The sequence below is a fragment of the Microbulbifer sp. ABE4_465 genome, assembly GCF_056160765.1.
The window spans coordinates 134,284-152,572 of the sequence record NZ_JBSWXV010000004.1 but is presented as its reverse complement, the minus strand read 5'-3'; the positions used below and the strand labels follow the sequence as shown (position 1 = coordinate 152,572).

The following is an 18,289-nucleotide window of genomic DNA, read 5'->3' as shown; positions in this document are numbered from 1 at the left end:
TCCTGTTTTGCGAGCGCTGATCGACGGTGTAGTCAATATTATCCCACAGCGCGACGCAGCCAATTTATGTTCCGGCTGATAGAATCCGCCCTTCGTCCTTTTCCGTCTCTTCCACTGCAGTTGTACCCATGACCAAACTCAATCCGCGCCAGGCGGAAGCAGTCAAATACATCGATGGTCCCTGCCTGGTACTGGCCGGCGCCGGTTCCGGCAAAACCAGCGTAATCACACGGAAAATCGCCTATCTGATCGAACAGTGCGGCTATCAGGCACGAAATATCGCGGCCCTGACGTTTACCAACAAGGCCGCGCGGGAGATGAAAGAGCGGGTGGGCAAGCTGATTACCGGCCCCGACGGCAAAAAATCCAAGGCCTCCCACGGTCTCACCGTGTCCACCTTCCACAATCTGGGCCTGAATATTCTGCGCAAGGAATACCGCGCCGCCGGCTTCAAACCCGGCTTCTCGATCTTTGACTCGGAAGACGCCCGCGGCCTGATCAAGGAGCTGATGCTGCGCGACGGCGACCTGGATACCGACCTGCTGGACCGGGTGCAGAACCAGATCTCCAACTGGAAGAACGACATGCTGCCGCCGAAGAAGGCCCTGGAAACCGCCCAGAGCCCCGGCGAGCAGGCCATGGCGGTGGCCTACGGGCGCTACTGCGACGCCCTCAAGGCCTACAACTCCGTCGACTTCGACGACCTGATCATGATCCCGGTGCAACTGTTCGACACAGATCCCGAGCTGCTGCAGCGCTGGCGCCGCAAGATCCGCTACCTGCTGGTGGATGAATACCAGGACACCAACAGCTCCCAGTATCTGCTGGTGAAAATGCTGGTGGGCACTGGCGGCGGCCTCACCGTGGTGGGTGACGACGACCAGTCCATCTACGCCTGGCGCGGTGCGCGCCCGGAGAATATGAGCCAGCTGAAGCAGGACTACCCCAACCTGCGCCTGATCAAGCTGGAACAGAACTACCGCTCCACCAGCCGTATCCTCAAGGTGGCTAACCACCTGATCGCCCACAACCCCCACGAGTTCGACAAGGCCCTGTGGTCCGACCGCGGCCTGGGTGACGAAATCCGCGTGCTCAAGGTGGCCAACGAGAACGAGGAAGCCGAGCGCGTCGCCAACGAAATCTTCCTGCAGAAGGCCCGCCGCGGCTGCCAGTTCAAGGACTTCGCGGTGCTCTACCGGGGCAACCACCAGGCGCGCCTGATCGAGATGAAACTGCAGGAAAACCAGATCCCCTACCAGCTCTCCGGCGGCACCAGCTTCTTCGCCCGCGCCGAGATCAAGGACGTGATGTCCTACCTGCGCCTGCTGGTCAACCCGGACGACGACAACGCCTTCCTGCGTATCATCAACACCCCGCGCCGACAGATCGGCACCAGCAGCCTGGAGGCGCTGGGCAACTACGCCAAGGGCCGCGAGATCTCCATGTTGAGCGCCTGCTCGGAGCTGGGCTTCAAGGAACACATCACCGAAGCGGGCTACGAGCGCCTCAACCGCTTCGCCCACTGGTTAGACGGCGTGGCACGCAACTGTCGCGACAACAGTCCGGAAAGCGCATTGCGCGAGATGCTCGACGATATCGACTACGCCGGCTGGCTGTCCCAGAACGCCAGCAGTGAGAAGGTCGCCGAGAAGCGCATGGAAAACGTTTACTGGCTGCTCGACAGCCTGATGAAAACCATGGAAGGCACCGACGACGAGCTGGAGCAGGACGTGCGCCTGGAACAGGCCATCTCCAAACTGATCCTGCGCGACATGCTCGACCGCCAGGAAGAAGAGGAAGCCACCGACAAGGTCAGCCTGATGACCCTGCACGCCTCCAAGGGCCTGGAATACCCCCATGTATTTATGATCGGCATGGAGGAAAACCTGCTGCCCCACCGCAACAGCATTGAAGACGACAACATCGAGGAAGAACGCCGCCTCACCTACGTGGGCATCACCCGCGCCCAGCGCACCCTGACCATGACCCTGGCGGGCAAGCGCAAGATGTTCGGCGAAAACCAGGACACCACTCCCAGCCGCTTTCTCGAAGAGCTGCCAGAGGAGGACTGTATTTTTGAAGGGTTTGGCAAGGCGAGCCCGGAGCAGAATCAGGCCAAGGGTGCGGAGACGCTGGGGTCGCTGCTCAGCATGTTTGACTAAACGGCAGGGCCGAAGGCGCCGTGAATACCTGGAGCGGCCGGAACGCCGTTTAGCACAGCCGAAGGCTGCCCGAAGGGCGAGGTGATGCGGCTCACCGACCAGGGACGGCCCGAGTGACTGAGCACTCACCAAAAAACACTCACCTCGTCATGCCGGACTCGATCCGGCATCCAGCCACTGGACACCGGCCTGCGCCGGTGTGACGGTAGCGGGGGAACCGACAGCGCCAAATCACGCACACAAAAAAGCCGCTCAGTGAGCGGCTTTTTCATTCAGTAAGCAAGCAGTCGCTTACTTGCTGCCTTCCACCATATGGTCAACGGCAGCCTTCACTTCATCGTCGGAACAGGTCATACACAGACCCTTCGCCGGCATGGCGTTGAAGCCGTTGATGGCGTGGGTGTAGAGCGTGTCCATACCCTTGGCTACGCGCGGGCTCCAGGCACCGGCATCGCCCATTTTCGGAGCGCCGGCCGCGCCAGTTGCGTGACAGGCTGCGCAGTGGGCGCTGTACACATCGCTGCCGCTGCGCGCGCCACCGGAAGACGCTGCCGCCGCCGGCGCTGCCGCCGCACAGGGATCGCCCTTCATGCAGGTCTCGCCCGCCGGTGCAATGCGCTGCGCAATTTCTTCATCTACAGAAGACTGGGCCACAGCCATTGCCGCGCCAGCCGCTACGGCCAGCGCCGCGATAAAACTAACTACACCTTTCATCCATTCCCCCTAAAGGCCCAAGCCGGCCCGTAGATTCCGGCGAATTCGCCATAAACCTCTTCTGAACAGCCGCGCATTATAAGCATAGCGCCGCCCCCTGCGAAGGCCCGTGCACCATAACCGGACCAATCCCCCAATTTCCTTTGCCCTGCCACGGCCCTTCTGTATAATCCGCGTCCGCGCCTAAAGTGTCTAACTCATTGATTTGGCGCCGATTTGGCTGTGAAGGCCAGAGTTTTCCGCCCCTAGCTCAGCTGGGTGAGGCAAGCGCTTGCAAGGCATCGCCTTGCGCGCAGCCGAACGACACCCATCTGTGATGGGTGGCCGGTCCCGAGCAAAGCGAGGGGAGCGTCGCTGGAAGCCGCAGGCTTCCCGCCCTGACTCAGGCACGACGCGAATTTAAAATCAGAGTTTTCCGCCCCTAGCTCAGCTGGATAGAGCGTCGCCCTCCGGAGGCGAAGGTCAGAGGTTCGAATCCTCTGGGGCGGGCCATATAAAAGAAAGGCCACCCAACGGGTGGCCTTTCTTTTATATAGTCCCAAGTCCCAGGGTTTTGCCCAATTCCCAGGTTCGACTCGCAGGCGCACAGCGCCGGAGAGCAGCGAGCCCAAAGGGCGAAGCTAATCCTCCCGCTCACTGATCCTTTCAAAACTCAGATTCCAGATAGCACAAATCTCCCCAAGTTCATCCAGTGCCCTAGCTGCACAATCATCCCCTATCGTTACCGCGACACATTGTGTACAGACCACAACTTTCTCACAGCCCGCAAGCGCCGATAGCCGTTCATAAAAAATGGCCTCTTCCTCTCTACAGCGGAAAACCGGTGCGGACAGTTCAACATTCAAAACTCACCCCCTTCTCCACTACCGCCAGCTCCACTTACTCAAATTTAAGCTTCTCAATATACTCTTTCAGAACACGCGCGTGATTATGTTCTTCATCCTTGGCACCGTAGAGCAGTACCAGCGGCTCACCGGAAACTTCTTCCAACTGCGCTTTGACTTCGTCTTTATTCTGTTTTAATTCAGAGAGATATTTTTTCCGAAAGCTTCCCCATTTCTCGGGATCGTGGTCGAACCACTGCCGGAGTTCATCGCTGGGCGCCAGGCTCTTCCAGTGATCATCCAGATTCGCCTCCTCCTTGGAGATCCCACGCGGCCACAAGCGGTCTACCAGGACGCGATAGCCTCCGGAAGTCCCGTCTTCGTATATGTGACATATTTCAACCTGCATTCTTTCGGCCTCCTCAGTGTATCGACTCCCCTACACGGCGTTGTAGCCTTTCAATGCGCTTACGGCCACCTGACTGCAGTGGCAGTCGACAGGCTGTTCAGCGACTTTCCCATCGCACTGGTCAAACAGACTGAAGATACGGGCTATTCGAAGGTAGCGAGAACCTATCCCTGCCTGCGCACACAGTTATCCACAATGAAGTTCCCCACAGTTTTCCGGGGTAGACCTGTGAATATCTGCTGGATATCTCTCACCAGCCCAACGGGGTCGTCGCCACGGGCGCGGCGATCAAAATAACGCCAGTCATCGCCCTGCCGTGGACCACGGCTACTGCGAACGAATGTCATGCTCCAGTCACAGCGCCGACGCATTTCCTCTCTAACATCCGGCTTTTGCACACTCACGAAAAAAGCCGGAGTTATCATGAATCAGCTTTTCAGGAAGAAATTTCCCGTTTCCATTCTCGCTACCCTGATCGCGGCCTCCGCCGCGCCGTCGCTGGCGCAGACTGCGCCGGAAGCAATTGAAGAAGTGATTGTCACCGCGCAAAAACGTGCGCAGTCCATTGTGGACGTGCCGGTAACCATCAGCAGCCTGGATGGCGATACCCTGGAAGCGCTGGGTATCGACCGCTTCGACACCCTGTCGGATATGGTGCCCGGCCTGGTGGTGCAGCAGCAGAGCGTCAACAACAACGGCTATGTGATCCGCGGTCTCACCTCGGACGACGGCAGCGCGCCAGGTGCCGCGCGGGTTTCGGTGTACCTGAACGGCACCGATGTGTCGCGCTCCCGCGCCTCCTACTTCGAGGTGTACGACATGGAGCGTATCGAGGTGGTGAAGGGCCCTCAGGCTACTCTGTTCGGCACCGCGGCCTCCATCGGCGCCATGAGTTTTATCACCGCAAAGCCCCAGCAGGAATTTGCCTCGTCGCTGAGTGTGGCAGCGGGCAACTTCGATATGCAAAAGGTCGAGGGCATGGTGACCGGCGGCAACGAGACAATTCAGGGGCGCGTGGCCTTTTCCAGTCGCGAGCGCGCCGGCTACGTGGAAAATACCAGCGGCGAGGCGGATCTGAACGGCTATGAACGCCAGGCGTTTCGCCCGAGCCTGCGCATCACCCCCAGCGACGATCTGACCATTGACCTGGTCTACAACCACGATAAAGCCACCGATCCCGGTACGGCGTTTGTCAGCCGCGAGCTGTTGTTCAGCGACAACGCCGCCCTCAGTGTGCCGGACAATAACGTACTGGGCATGAACGACGTGGGTGTGGACCGCACCGTAAGTGATTTCAATGCGACGATCAGCTGGGATCTGAACGATCAGCTCGCGCTCACCTATATCGGCGCGCAGCGCGATTACGACTCCCTGGAAGCCTTCGATGCTGACGGCACCGGGTTCGAGATGCTGAACTTCTCCGAAGACGCCAGCGGTGACCAGACCAGCCACGAACTGCGCCTGAATTTCAGCGGTGACAAGATCAACGGCTTTGTCGGCGCCAGCTATTTCGCAGAGAGCGCGCAACAGTCGGTGGGTTACGCCAGCGACGAAGGCACCTTCCTGAGCTGCTCCGGCGGTCTCGCCGCTGCTGGCATTCCGGAGTGTAACGCCGATACCACCGCCCTGCTCACTGGCGGCGCTGTGTCTGAGCTGCTGTATGAAAGCGAATTCACCAATACCGCCGACAACAGCAATCTCAACCTGTTCGCGGACGTCGCCTATCAGATCAACCCACGTCTCGAGGCCACCGCCGGCGTACGACTGGTGCAGGAAGAGCGCGAGTCCGGCTATGTCAGCACCCTGCCCAATTCCATGCTGCTCGCAGCTCTGGGCATCGACAGCGACCTTTTCTTCGGCCTGCTGCCCAACACCGATGGCATCCTCATTCAGGGGGATACCGACAACTCCGCCGTGCTGCCGCGCTTCAACCTGCTCTACAGCGTCAGCGACAACATGAATGTTTACGGCACCGTGTCCCGCGGCGAACGCTCTGAAATTGTGGATATGTCCTCCGGTAGCGAAAGCATTCTGCCTTCAGAGGAGATCGACAACTACGAGCTGGGTATCAAGGGGCGCCTGGGCGATACACCACTGGATTACACCCTGGCGGCTTTCTACCAGAATTACGAAAATTTTCAGGTCAACGTGGTGGATCAGGAAAGCGGCCAGAGCCGCACGGAAAATGCGGGCTCCGCGACCAACACCGGTGTGGAAGCGGAACTGCGCTGGTACCCCACCGATCAGCTGCAGGTCCTGGCCAACGCCGCGTGGATTGATGCGGGTATCGATGACGATTCCGGCAACGGGACCTATGCCGGCAACCAGTTCCGCCTGCAGCCGGAGCTGACTGCCGCACTGGGCTACGTGTATGAAAGACCGATCAATAGCGCACTGCTGTTCACCAGCAGCGGCAACTGGAGTTATCGCTCTTCCGTCTACTTCGATATTGCCAATCAATATGAGGAAGATGCGGTGGATCTGCTGAGTCTGCGCGCGGGCATTGCCGCCAGTGATCGCAACTGGGCTCTTACCCTGGCGGCCAGTAACCTGCTGGACGAGGAGTACATCATGGACGCGGGCAATACCGGCGGCGCCTTCGGCTTCCCCACCTACATCGAGGGTGCACCGCGTACGGTCAGTGTGGAATTCAACAAGCGTTTCGGCGCTTTCTGATTCCCTGCCTGGCGAAGTCCAGACGCCAGACCACAAAAAAAGCCAGCACCCCGGTGCTGGCTTTTTTCGTTTGCGACAGAATAAATTGCCGATCGGGAAGCTACACCAGTTTGTGTGTCACCCGGTGGCTGTCGACCTCGGCAAACTCGGTGCTGTCGATATTGTCGATATATTTCCACTCCGCTTCGATGCCATCGCGGCGGAAGGTGAGCGCCATAAAACCCCGCTGGTGCAGGTTGCAGTACTGTAGATCATCCACCAGCACCGACATGCCCCGCGCCAGCTCTTTCGCGGACCGTTCATCCAGTTTCAGATAGGTTTCCATACCCGGCGAAGTCACACTGGGCGTGCCGAATTCGAGGCCCACCATGCGGCCATCGTTGTCTTTCAGGTGGTTATACCAGGCGTTGTGGGTATCTCCGGCGACCACCACCAGATTCTTACCCTGCTCACGCACCTGCTGGTACAGGGTTTCCCGCTCCACCGCATAGCCGTCCCAGGCATCGAGGTTGTAAGGCACGGCGTTTTGCAGCCGTTGCTGCTGCTGTTCGCTGAGCTGCTCACCGCGCAGGCTTGCGGCTTTCAGTCCAATCAGCTCCGCGGTCAGGTTTTTGTCTCCGCCACGGTAGAAGCTGGTCATCAGCTCCACCGGCAAATGCATACGGCCCATCAGTACCTGCTGGCCCAGTACCTGCCACTGGCCCTTGGAGCGGGCCAACGTCTTGCGCAGCCACTTGCGCTGCTCCTCCCCCAACAGGGTGCGGCTTGGACTCGCCACATCCAGACTGAATGCGCGGGTATCAAAATTCCCTTTCTCGTCCATGTAGTTGGCAAACTGCAGCTGCTGATCGCGACCGATTACCCGGGTGTCCAGCATATGCAGATCCAGCAGATCACCAAACTGGAAGCTGCGGTAAATCTGGGGATTGGTCTCACCCATGGGTGGGCGGATGGGCAACCACTCGTAGTACGCCTGCACCGCGGCGGCGCGACGGGAATAGAAATCCCCCTCATCGGCACTGTGATTTTCCGCACCGTCTTTCCAGGTGTCGTTGGTCACCTCGTGGTCATCCCACACCGCAATAAACGGCGCGGCGGCGTGCAAAGCCTGCAGGCCCGCATCGGTGCGATAGAGTGCGTAGCGTTTGCGGTAGTCCGTCAGCGTCAGGATCTCACCACTGTTGTCTTGCGGCAGCGCGCGGCCGATTTTTGCGGCGTTCTGCGTGGCATAGCCGCCATCGCCGTATTCGTAGATGTAATCACCAAGGTGCAGTACCGCATCCCAGTCATCCGCCTGGGCGGCCAGCTGATACACATTGAAATAGCCCGCGGGATAGTTGGAGCAGGAGAAAATCGCCAGTTTTACCTGATCAACATCATCCTCTGGCAAGGTTTTGGTGCGACCGACCGGGCTCTGCTCACTGGCACCGCTAAAGCGATAGTAATAACGGGTATCCGGCTTCAGGCCGCGCACATCCACCTTGGCGGTATAGTCCCGGGCCAGGTTGGTTTCCACTGTGCCGGCACGCAGTACGCGGATAAAGCTCGCGTCTTCCGCCAGTTCCCAGGTAATTTTTATCGGGCCGCTGGGATTGGCATCCAGCGGTGTCGCCCGCGTCCATAAGATCACCGCGTCGTGCAGGGGATCACCACTGGCCACGCCGTAATCAAAGGAAATGTTGGACGGTAATTCCGGCCGGCTCATGGCCTGCAGTGGTGTGGATACGGCAACACTGCCGGTGGTGGCGAGCGCTGCCTTGATAAAGCTGCGGCGCTTGAGGTTGGTCACGATGACGGCTCCCTGATGATGAAATCTGGCCCGCGAGCCTAGCGCAACTTTATGACAGAAAAGGAAAAATAAAATGGAAAGCGTACCCGGATAAGGAAACTATTTGCCGATGTTCAGCACTACCTTTCCCATAGTGCGACCACTGCGCAGCTGTTCGATCGCGGCATGGGCTTGGGTAAACGCAAATTCGTGACCTATATGGGGTGCAGGTAATCCTAGCGCGGCACAACCATCTAAAAGTTCGTCAAAAAGTGTCTGTTCCTGCCACAACCAGATCAAGTTGAAAGCCAACACGGATCTGTTGCTACTGATCATGTCCATCACATCGTATCGGGGGCGCTTCATAAACAACCAGGCGGCTTTTAACCAGTTGGGTTTGTCACCCGGGGTAAATTCGGCTGCGCCGAACACCACCAGTCTGCCGGTGGGCGCGAGTGCGGCGAATGACTGTTTCTGAATTTCCCCGCCGATACCGTCAAGAACACAGTGCAATGGCCGACCATTTAATTGCCGCTTCAACTGGCCGGCGAAGTCACTGCCGCGCACGATGATTTCGTTGAACCCCTGTTCAGCGAGAAACTGCCGTTTGCTTTCCGAGCCAACCGTGCCGACAGGTTCAGCCCTCATGGCTGTCGCCATACGCATGGCCTGCAAACCGACTCCACCGGCGGCACTCTGTACCAGCACCTGCTGCCCGGGTTTTACCGCGCCCAGACTGGTCAGTGCGTAGTAGGCGGTCAGACTCTGGGCCGGAAAGGCGGCCCCCTCAGCGAAGCTCCAGTCATCTGGAATATTGCGGCAGTGTTGCGGTGGGATATCTACCACGGTGGCGTAGCCGCCGAAGCGGGTACAGCCGTAGACCCGGTCGCCGACTTGTATTTCCGTCGTCGCATCTGCACCCACGCCCGTGACAACACCCGCGAACTCGAGTCCGGGGATAAAACTGCCCTGCGGAGTTGCGGAATAGAGACCGGTCAGGGCGAAGATATCGGCGAAATTGAGGCCCACTGCACGTACCGCGACACGGATATGCTCTCCGTGCAACGGGAGCAGAGCCTCTTCCCGCAGGGTCAGGCGATTGATGGCCCCGGCCTTATCCGTGCGCCATACCTTTCTTTTTATCGTGTCTTGTTCAGCGGTCTGTGCCATGTGTAATCCTGCTTTTCGGCCAGCGCCCAGCCTACCGGGCAATCGGTATATCCACCAGCAGAAGGTGAATGTCCAGACGGTCGCATCCACGTTTGTCCCGTCACTGCCGATGCTGTATAACCATACAGCATCACGCAACGCCCCCGTCGAGTACCCCACTTCCGCTATGGCCGAACCTGCCGAACTGACACCCGATTATTACCTCGACAATTTCCGCTCACTGGTGGAGTTTGTGGTGTCGCGCTACGGGCAATTGTTGTCGGCGGAGGAGCAGTGGTTTTACCAGGCTTTCCGACGGCTGCAGCCGGATAGCCAGCGACTCTACGTGCGGCTGTTATCCCGCAAGGGTGTGCCTTCCTCTTCCGGTGCCCTGTTCAGGCAACACAAGCTTGCCTACAGCGAGATCGGTGAATTGGACGCAGCCGTCGAAGAATTGATTGAAGCCGGCCTGCTGCTGCGCAATCCGGTTTTGCCATTGCAGGAACTGCTGCCACTGTTTGCCAAAAACGAGCTGCTCGCCCACAGTCTTGAGCCGCTGACAAAATCCCTGAAGCGCCCGGCCGTGGAGCAGGCTCTGTGCAAGCAGGACGCGTCGACAATTCAACGTAGATTGACGAGGGAGCCTCTGCTGGCGGTGCAAGCGGCGGAGCACTTTGACACTTTCAAGCTGCTGTTTTTCGGCAACCTCAACCAGGATCTGACCGACTATGTGTTGCGCGACCTGGGACTTTTTCGCTACGAACACTACCCACTGGAACGAGAGCAACTGCCATTCCAGACGCGGGCGCAAGTGGAACAGCACCTGCGCTATTACCAGTGCGCGCAGCAGGCCGAGGCCGCGCTGGCGGCAGATACAGAGGCCATCACTATCCTTGCAGGCGAATTACCTCGGGGGATAGATGGTGACGGCACCCTGCAGCGGCGCCTGGACAGATTACGTCTGACACTGGCGCGCCAGCTGGAGCGGTTAGAGGCACTGGAGGAAGCCGACCAGCTATACCGGCAGTGCCATCGTCCTCCGGCACGGGAGCGGCGCGCACGAATTGCGGTGGCTCGCGGCGATATTCAGAGCGGCCTGGCACTGTGTGCGGAAATTCTCACTGCCCCGTACAACGAGGCAGAGCGAACCTTTGCCGAGAGTTTTGCTCATCGCACGGCAAAAAAGACCGACGCGGCCCATCAGTGGCCCGCGCCAAGGCGGCACAGTCCGATCACCGAAACCGTGGCACTGGCACAAACCGGCGCGCGGGCCGAACTGCTGGCCGCCGAGCACCTGGCGCAAACGGCGCCGGAGAGTCAGTGTCACTATGTGGAAAATACCCTGTTTAACGGCGTGCTCGGCCTCGCCATCTGGGATATTTTGTTCGCACCGATTTCCGGTGCCTTTTTCAATCCCTTTCAAATTGCCCCGAGTGATTTCCGCACCGCGGATTTCTATCCACAGCGTCGCGCCGCCTTCGAGCAGCGGCTCGCTGAACTTGAAAATGGCGACCTGGATAAATGGGTATGGAAGCACTTTCACCAGAAATACGGCATCGCCAACCCGCTGATACATTGGGACGCGCTGCCAGAGTCATTGCTGACACTGGCTCTGGAACGGATTCCCAGGGAACACTGGCTGGCCATCTTTCGTCGCCTGCTCGGCGATATTGCCCACCACCGCAGTGGCCTGCCGGACCTGATTCTGTTTCCCGCGTCCGCAGGTTACGAACTTGTGGAGGTGAAAGGCCCCGGTGACCGCCTGCAGCAGAACCAGCAGCGCTGGCTGGCCTACTTTGCCAAACACCAGATCCCCCACCGGGTACTGCATGTGGAGTGGCAGCCTTGAGCGCGGAAAAAACAGCCTTGAGCGAAGCGCTACCGGAAAAAATTCAGATTTCCGTGGGCGAGCTGGTGGATTTTGCCTGCCGCAATGGCGACCTGGTATCCACCCAGTCCGGAGGACCCACCGCTCAGGAAGGGATTCGTGCACACCAGAAGCTGCAGAAAAAGCGCCTCGCAGGCAGTGAAGCGGAATATCGCCTGCAGGTTGAAATCGAACAGGACGGGGTATCGGTCGTACTCAGCGGCCGTGTGGATATTCTCCATCCGCAAAGTGACCTGCACCGGCCAGTGCAACTGGATGAAATCAAAACCACCTATGTGCCGCCGCACAAGTTGCCGGAATCCACCCGCGCGCTGCACTGGGCGCAGCTGAAAATTTACGGTTTCTGCTACGGGCTGCAACAGCAGTTTTCCGCGGATACACCGGTCGCGCTGCAGATGCTCTGGCACAACCTTAAAGAGAAAAAAACCTATCCGGAGTTACAGGAATTTTCCTGGCGCGAGCTGGAAAAATTTTCCCGGGAGGCACTTGCACAATATGTGCGGTGGCTTCAACGCTGGCAGGCACATAAAAGCGCAGTGCGCGTATCGGCACAGGCTCTGGAATTTCCATTCGGCCGCTATCGCGATGGCCAGCGGCAACTTGCGGTAGCGGCCTACCGCTGTCTGCGCGATGGCGGTGAACTGGTGGCCGAGGCGCCCACCGGTATCGGCAAGACCATCAGCACCCTGTTCCCCGCGGTAAAGGCGATGGGAGAAACCGGTCTCGATCAGCTGGTATATCTCACCGCAAAAAATTCCGGCCGCCAGGTGGTGCGGGAAACCGCAGGCCGACTGCATCAGCAGGGACTGAAACTTTCCGTGCTGGAACTGCAGGCCCGCGACAAAACCTGCGCCTGCAGCCTCGGGCTTTGCAGCCGCGATGAGGACGGTGTCTGTCCGCGCACCAGGGGATTCTATGATCGCCTGCCGGAAGCCCGTCAGGCACTGCTCGCACAGCCGCTACTCACCCCCGAGGTGATCGCACAGGAAGCGGACCGGTTGCAGCTGTGTCCATTTGAACTCTCGCTGCAGATGCTGCCTTGGGCGGATCTTGTAGTGTGTGATTTCAATTATGTATTCGACCCTCTGGTGCAGATGCACAATCTGCGGGACACACTGCGGCGGCGCGCGTTGCTGGTGGACGAGGCGCACAATCTGGGGGATCGCGCGCGCGGTATGTACAGCGCAAAGCTCACGCGCAGTGACAGCCGCCGCGCGGCGGCCGAGTGCAAAAGTTCACACCCGAGCCTGCGCCGCGCGATACAGTCGCTGGTACGGGCGCTGGATAAATGGGTTGTCGAACTGCGGGAATCTCGGACAGGCCAAAACCATCCGGCCGGGCCAGCACCTGAAAAATCCGAGCTGTGGATAAGTCAGCCCAGTGACGAGACGCCACAGGCCATCAATACCGCAATACAGAAAGTGCTGACCGTGGCCAACCAGCTGTGGGAGGCCGCACAGCCGCCGCCGGACGCCATCGCCGACTGGCTGAAAAACCTGTTCCGCTTCCAGGCGATTGAACAATTGTCAGGCGAAGAACACCGCTATATCACCCGCGCGCAGCGCTCCAGCAATCCCGAGAGCCGCTGGCACGAACAGGAAATCGAATGGCTGTGCCTGAATGCCGCGGAATATTTGCAGCAGGCTTACCGACTTTTCCACAGTGTAATCGTCTTTTCCGCCACCCTGCGCCCGGCGCACTTTGTGTACCGGCAGCTTGGCCTGCAGGCGGAATCGCCGTACCTGCAACTGCCGTCGCCGTTTCATCCGGAGCAAATGGGGCTGTTTGTGTGTCCCTACGTGGATACCCGCTACCGCGCGCGCCAGGGCGCGACCAGTGCCCTGGTGGATATGATTGCGCGCACCTTTCACAGCCGGCCCGGCAACTATCTGGTCTTTTTTCCCTCCTATCGTTTTCTGCAGCAGGTGGCCGAGTCCTTCGCCGAGCGCTTTCCGGAAATTGCGCTGGTACAACAGGAGTCCGGCAGTTCCGAACAGCAGCGCGCCCGTTTCCTCGAGTGTTTTCAACCCGGCAGAGAAAGTCTGGGCTTCGCGATTATGGGCGGTATTTTTGGTGAAGGTATTGATTACGCGGGTGAGCAACTGGTGGGTACCATTGTGGTGGGCACCGGCCTGCCCCAGGTCAACGAGGAGCAGGAACTGTTGCGCAGCGCCAGTGCGGCGCGCAGAGAAAACGGTTTTGATATCGCCTACCGATACCCGGGCCTGACCCGCGTGCTGCAAACGGCCGGGCGGGTGATCCGCAGCGAGAGTGACCGCGGCGTGGTGATTTTGGCCGACTACCGTTTTACCGATCCGTTTTATCGCAGCCTGTATCCACAACACTGGCAACCCCGGATCTGCGACAATGGCGAAGCGCTCGGTGCCGCACTCAACCAATTCTGGAAAACCCGTTAATCCGCCATGGTATTAGACCGCAAATTTTATCGCCACAGCCCCCACCAGCGCACCGAGCAGGATAGCGGGCAACGCGTGAGCTTTGTCGATGTGCGCAGGCGTTTCGACTTTCGCGGTATCAAGATCGGGCGCTGGGTGACCGAGGCGGAAAACGCCCGTGCCGCAGGGTTGTTTTACGATGCGCTGGTGGACCTGATGACCATATTGCAGGGGCCGGAATTGCTGGTATCCCTGCGCGGCACCCTCGCGTTTCAGTACGGCAGCGGTGGTCGCCCGGGTATTTCAGCCCACTACGAAATCGGCTCACGCACCTTTGCCCTGGCAAAAAATGCCGGCCCCGGCGCCATTGCTCATGAGTGGTTTCACGCACTGGATCACTACCTGGCCGATAAAGCCTTCAGCGATACACCCGGCAATATGTTTGCCTCCGAAGCCTGGCTGCGCGACGCCACACCAATTCCCCACCCGATCAACGATCTGCTGTTTGCCTGCTTCCGCGCGGTGATGCTGGATGAAAGCGGGGAAAACCCCAGCGACCTGTTTCGCGCATCCAGGGCCGCAGACAGGGCCAACGGCAGCATCTATTACGCGGACCCAGCGGAAATGTGCGCCCGCGCCTTCGAGGCCTTTGTGCAGGACGCGAGTATCTCCAATAATTTTCTGGTGGCCGGCACCAAGGCAACGGAAGAGGCGAAGATGGGGCTTTACCCCGGAGGAGCACAGCGGGAGCGGATCAATGCAGCCTTCCGCCGGTATTTTTCCGCCCTGGGACGCGCACTTATCCAATCCGTGTAGAAGGCGCTAGTTTTTCCACTGCGTAAAAACCGTTTCGTCAAAGACCTTCAAACATCAGCGAACGGTGCGCGGCTACACCGGCCATGGCGCCATCCGCCATGGCAAAAGTCACATTGCCCGCGCCGCGGGCTGCATCACCACAGGCGAAGACACCTGCAACCGTTGTCGCCTGCATGGCGTCGGTCTGGATCACCGGGCCCACCGGCGTCTCCTCAAACGCACAACCGAGTTGTTCCGCCAGCGGCATCGGATGCTCTAGTCGCGAAGCGACAAACAGTCCGGCCAAATCAAACTTGCGCCCATCCGCAAGGTGTACGCTAGCTCGTTCCCCGTCAATTTTTGACACGGGCGTGCGCTCGATACACACATTGCGTTTCGCGAGTTGACGAAGCTGTTCCGCGTCCGGCTCAAACGACTCATTGATGAAAAATACCGTCGGTCCCCAGTCCGGCAACATCAGCGCGTGATGCATGGATACTTCACCAACCGCCAGCACACCGATGGGTTGCCGTTGCAGTTCATAGCCGTGGCAATAGGGGCAGTGAAAAACCGAGGTGCCCCAGCGCTCCTGTAAACCGGGCACCTCGGGTAGCACATCGCGCACTCCCGTGGCGAGAATCAGCCGCGCCGCCTGGTAGCGCTTACCTTCATGGGTGACCAGATGGAAACCGTCACCCGCTTTGTCGACGGACTCCACCGTTGCCTCCACCCAGCTGACGGTGGGGTACTCCCACAATTCCGCGCGGCCATCTTCGGCGATATCCGCCGGTGCGCGACCATCCTGACCGAGCACCCCGTGCGCATGTGCGGCAAAGCGGTTGCGTCGCTGGCCGCCATCCACCACCAGCACCTTGCGGTGCCCTCGCGCCAGTTGCATGGCTGCGCTCATGCCGGCGTAACTGCCGCCGACAATCGCTACATCAAACTCAGTCCCATCAATCGTCGCCATCACTACAGTTCCTCATATGGGCGGCCTCGCTCAGTGCCTGCCGGGTAATGCCGCGCTGATCCAGTCGCTGGTGAAAATCCCGGCTCAGTGACGCCAGGGTGATTTGCTGAAACTGCGACAGCAGCAGTGCCTCGGCCGCATCAAACGCTTCGCCCATGGCACTGTTGACCGCCTGCTCCACCAGACAACCGGGGGCTTCGGTGCGGTGCCCGAGGGCCAGAACACCGGGTGCGCCCAGCGCCAGATGGATGTCGTAGAGGGTGACGTCTTCCAGGTCTCTGGCCAGTCGCCAGCCGCCGCCGTGGCCTTTTTCCGAGCGCACCAGCCCCTCCTTGCGCAGCCCGGCCAGGATGCGGCGGATCACCACGGGATTGGTCTGCATCATGCCGGCCAGGGCCTCGGAGGTAAGCGGGCCGTCAAACTCCGCCATATGCAGGAGCACGTGCAGCACTCCACTCAATCTGCTGTCTCTTTTCATGTAACTTACAATATTACATGAAATGGGTGCGCGCAACCCGTGTCTCACGGGTCAACTTTCCAGCCGGCGCCAGCGAGGTATTCAGGTGGGCAAAGTGGGTTGCGGGAAGTAGGTGATAAGTAGGTGATCAGTACACGGGGTGATTTGGGGCCCCCGCGACACGAGGGCCTGGATGCTGAGGTTACTGTCTGCTCTGTGCAATAAATCGGTCCATCTGCCGTTCCAGCATCTCCATCGGTACGGCACCGTTCGCCAGTAGCGCGTCGTGGAAGTCTCGCAGGTCGAATTGATTACCCAGTTGCTGTTCGGTTTTTTTGCGCAGCTGACGAATTTTGATTTCGCCCATCTTGTAAGACAGCGCCTGCCCCGGCCAGGAAATATAGCGGTCCACTTCCGCGCGTACATTGCCTTCCGACAGGGAGGTATTTTCCGCGAGATAGTCCAGCGCCTGCTGGCGGCTCCAGCCCTGGGAGTGGATACCGGTGTCGATCACCAGGCGCGCCGCGCGCCACATTTCATAGCTGAGGCGTCCGAACTGCTGGTACGGAGTATCGTAAACGCCCATCTCCACACCCAGGCGCTCGCTATACAGTGCCCAACCCTCACCATACGCACTCAGATACAGGTTCTTCCGAAACTCCGGCACATTCTCCAGCTCCAGTGAAAGTGCGCCTTGCAAATGATGCCCGGGCACCGCTTCGTGGAGGGTAAGCGCGACCAGCTCGTACAGCGGTCGTTGATCCAGGGCATAGGTATTTACCCAGTAGGCACCACCGCGGGTTCCACCGATCGCCGCCGGGTTGTAGGAAGCGGTGGTGTAATTGGGGGCTATTTCGTCGGGCACCGGTACCACACCATACGGAAGACGCGGAAGTTTGCCGAAGAACTCCGGCAGGCGGTAATCAATTTTCTTCGCGATATAGGACGCTTCTTTCAGTAATTCATCCGGCGTTTTGGCATAAAACTGCGGGTCAGTACGCAGGAACTCGGTGAACTCCTCAAAGCTGCCGTCAAAGCCACTGTCTTCGATCAACTGTTGCATTTCACCGCGGATACGTTTGACCTCGGCGAGGCCGATTTTATGAATCTCCCCGGGGTTCATATCCATGGTGACGTAGGTGCGAATGGCGTGGCGGTAGTATGCCTTACCTCCAGGCAACTGCTCCGCACCAAGACTGTCGGTGGCGGCATTCAGATACTCACCCTCGAGAAAGGTCGCCACACGATCGAATGCAGGGATCGCCTGCTCACGAATCGCTTGTGCGCCCCGCTTTTGCAGTCGCTCCCTGTCCGCTTTCGAAAAACTCTCAGGGAATTTTCGCAAAGGATCGTACAGGCTGCTTCTGGTGGGATCGTCGTAGACCTGCGCGCGTACCGTGGGTGCAATTCCCTGTACCACGATCTTTGGGAGGACGAATCCATCCTCTATGCCCCTGCGCATATTTGCGATGTTTTCATCAAAAAAACGACCGGTTTGCTCAATCCGCCTGATGTACGCCTCGTAGTCCGACACCTGCGGCATATTCAGTCCACGGCTGGCACTGAGCACGGTATTCCAGAAGCTGTAAAACGTATTGACCGGTATGCGCTGCAGGTAGAGCTCATTGGATTCAATAGAGTTTTCCAGAACCCACAACAGCAGATCCCGGTTCACCCTGGCATCCGCATTCAATTTCTCACGATCGATATTCTCTAGCCGGGCAACAAATTGCTTTTCTGCCTTCAGCCGGCGGTCACGGTCTTTCCCGGATACACCCGGCAACCGGTCGTTGTAACGCTTGTCACCCATACGGCTGGCTGTGGTGGGATTTTCTTGCAGGTAGAACTGCCAGTGATCGTCGATCACCTGTTGCAACTGTTCGCTGTGTGAGGCGGCCCAAACTGGCGCGGCCAGTACGCAGAAACAGGCTATCAGAGACAGGGTACGTCCACGCCGGATGAGCGCGGGTTTCACGGTCGAATTGCTGGCCATCGAGGATCTCCCGAACGGTGGTACTTTGATAGTGATTAGCCGGCTAACCATATCACGGTATCGCACCGTCGAGATTGCACGTCACCCG

Annotated in this window: 12 protein-coding genes and 1 tRNA gene; 6 read left to right on the top strand and 7 right to left on the bottom strand. The window is 59.0% G+C overall.

Features of this window, described 5'->3' with window-relative positions:
* Window positions 1-128 precede the first annotated feature (128 nt).
* Window positions 129-2,162, top strand: a complete 2,034-nt coding sequence (gene rep / locus ACXAG1_RS09260; RefSeq protein ID WP_475119553.1) for a DNA helicase Rep — start codon at window positions 129-131, stop codon at window positions 2,160-2,162.
* Between the two features lie 291 nt (window positions 2,163-2,453).
* On the opposite strand, the gene ACXAG1_RS09255 is transcribed toward rep, so the two are convergent.
* The gene (locus ACXAG1_RS09255) at window positions 2,454-2,876 is read right to left on the bottom strand and encodes a c-type cytochrome (RefSeq protein WP_475091409.1); all 423 of its coding nucleotides are present in this window, start codon (window positions 2,874-2,876) and stop codon (window positions 2,454-2,456) included.
* A 415-nt stretch (window positions 2,877-3,291) separates the two neighbouring features.
* On the opposite strand from ACXAG1_RS09255, the gene ACXAG1_RS09250 reads away from it, so the two are divergent.
* Window positions 3,292-3,368: transfer RNA gene (locus ACXAG1_RS09250), tRNA-Arg, on the top strand.
* A 387-nt stretch (window positions 3,369-3,755) separates the two neighbouring features.
* Here ACXAG1_RS09250 and ACXAG1_RS09245 read toward each other — a convergent pair.
* Window positions 3,756-4,109 (bottom strand): DUF488 domain-containing protein, encoded by a 354-nt coding sequence (locus tag ACXAG1_RS09245; RefSeq protein WP_475119552.1) that lies wholly within the window; start codon window positions 4,107-4,109, stop codon window positions 3,756-3,758.
* A gap of 423 nt (window positions 4,110-4,532) precedes the next feature.
* Between ACXAG1_RS09245 and ACXAG1_RS09240 the strand changes: the two genes are divergently transcribed.
* A complete protein-coding gene (locus ACXAG1_RS09240) occupies window positions 4,533-6,785 on the top strand; it encodes a TonB-dependent receptor (RefSeq protein ID WP_475119551.1) in 2,253 nt (750 codons plus the stop codon).
* 100 nt (window positions 6,786-6,885) lie between these two features.
* On the opposite strand, the gene ACXAG1_RS09235 is transcribed toward ACXAG1_RS09240, so the two are convergent.
* Together ACXAG1_RS09235 and ACXAG1_RS09230 are read right to left on the bottom strand one after the other, a co-directional pair.
* On the bottom strand, window positions 6,886-8,574 hold the full coding sequence (locus ACXAG1_RS09235; protein ID WP_475119550.1) for an alkaline phosphatase D family protein: 1,689 nt from the start codon (window positions 8,572-8,574) through the stop codon (window positions 6,886-6,888).
* Between the two features lie 99 nt (window positions 8,575-8,673).
* Window positions 8,674-9,723 carry a zinc-binding dehydrogenase gene (locus ACXAG1_RS09230; RefSeq protein ID WP_475119549.1) on the bottom strand — a complete coding sequence of 350 codons (1,050 nt, stop codon included), beginning with the start codon at window positions 9,721-9,723 and terminating at the stop codon, window positions 8,674-8,676.
* Here ACXAG1_RS09230 and ACXAG1_RS09225 point away from each other — a divergent pair.
* Genes ACXAG1_RS09225 through ACXAG1_RS09215 form a run of 3 tightly spaced genes read left to right on the top strand, consistent with a single transcriptional unit; the run spans window position 9,722 to window position 14,802 of the window.
* A complete protein-coding gene (locus tag ACXAG1_RS09225; RefSeq protein WP_475119548.1) occupies window positions 9,722-11,551 on the top strand; it encodes a VRR-NUC domain-containing protein in 1,830 nt (609 codons plus the stop codon). The genes ACXAG1_RS09230 and ACXAG1_RS09225 overlap by 2 nt on opposite strands.
* A 17-nt stretch (window positions 11,552-11,568) precedes the next feature.
* Entirely contained in the window at window positions 11,569-14,007 is a 2,439-nt protein-coding gene (locus ACXAG1_RS09220) for an ATP-dependent DNA helicase (RefSeq protein WP_475119547.1), read from the top strand.
* Between the two features lie 6 nt (window positions 14,008-14,013).
* Complete coding sequence (locus ACXAG1_RS09215) at window positions 14,014-14,802, top strand: CLCA_X family protein (protein WP_475119546.1); 789 nt, start codon at window positions 14,014-14,016, stop codon at window positions 14,800-14,802.
* Window positions 14,803-14,839: 37 nt separating this feature from the next.
* On the opposite strand, the gene ACXAG1_RS09210 is transcribed toward ACXAG1_RS09215, so the two are convergent.
* From ACXAG1_RS09210 to ACXAG1_RS09200, 3 genes are all read right to left on the bottom strand, one after another.
* Window positions 14,840-15,751, bottom strand: coding sequence for an NAD(P)/FAD-dependent oxidoreductase (locus ACXAG1_RS09210; protein WP_475119545.1), 912 nt, complete (start codon window positions 15,749-15,751; stop codon window positions 14,840-14,842).
* Window positions 15,738-16,211 carry an Rrf2 family transcriptional regulator gene (locus ACXAG1_RS09205; protein ID WP_475119544.1) on the bottom strand — a complete coding sequence of 158 codons (474 nt, stop codon included), beginning with the start codon at window positions 16,209-16,211 and terminating at the stop codon, window positions 15,738-15,740. The genes ACXAG1_RS09210 and ACXAG1_RS09205 overlap by 14 nt, the downstream gene beginning before the upstream one ends.
* Before the next feature lie 199 nt (window positions 16,212-16,410).
* Entirely contained in the window at window positions 16,411-18,201 is a 1,791-nt protein-coding gene (locus tag ACXAG1_RS09200) for a DUF885 domain-containing protein (RefSeq protein WP_475119543.1), read from the bottom strand.
* Window positions 18,202-18,289 lie beyond the last annotated feature (88 nt).

Bases quoted from the DNA above. Each gene is read 5' to 3' on its own strand.
- ACXAG1_RS09230 (WP_475119549.1), bottom strand. From the start codon at position 9,723: ATGGCACAGACCGCTGAACAAGACACGATAAAAAGAAAGGTATGGCGC.
- rep (WP_475119553.1), top strand. From the start codon at position 129: ATGACCAAACTCAATCCGCGCCAGGCGGAAGCAGTCAAATACATCGAT.
- ACXAG1_RS09215 (WP_475119546.1), top strand. From the start codon at position 14,014: ATGGTATTAGACCGCAAATTTTATCGCCACAGCCCCCACCAGCGCACC.
- ACXAG1_RS09245 (WP_475119552.1), bottom strand. From the start codon at position 4,109: ATGCAGGTTGAAATATGTCACATATACGAAGACGGGACTTCCGGAGGC.
- ACXAG1_RS09255 (WP_475091409.1), bottom strand. From the start codon at position 2,876: ATGAAAGGTGTAGTTAGTTTTATCGCGGCGCTGGCCGTAGCGGCTGGC.
- ACXAG1_RS09210 (WP_475119545.1), bottom strand. From the start codon at position 15,751: ATGGCGACGATTGATGGGACTGAGTTTGATGTAGCGATTGTCGGCGGC.
- ACXAG1_RS09200 (WP_475119543.1), bottom strand. From the start codon at position 18,201: ATGGCCAGCAATTCGACCGTGAAACCCGCGCTCATCCGGCGTGGACGT.
- ACXAG1_RS09225 (WP_475119548.1), top strand. From the start codon at position 9,722: ATGTGTAATCCTGCTTTTCGGCCAGCGCCCAGCCTACCGGGCAATCGG.
- ACXAG1_RS09240 (WP_475119551.1), top strand. From the start codon at position 4,533: ATGAATCAGCTTTTCAGGAAGAAATTTCCCGTTTCCATTCTCGCTACC.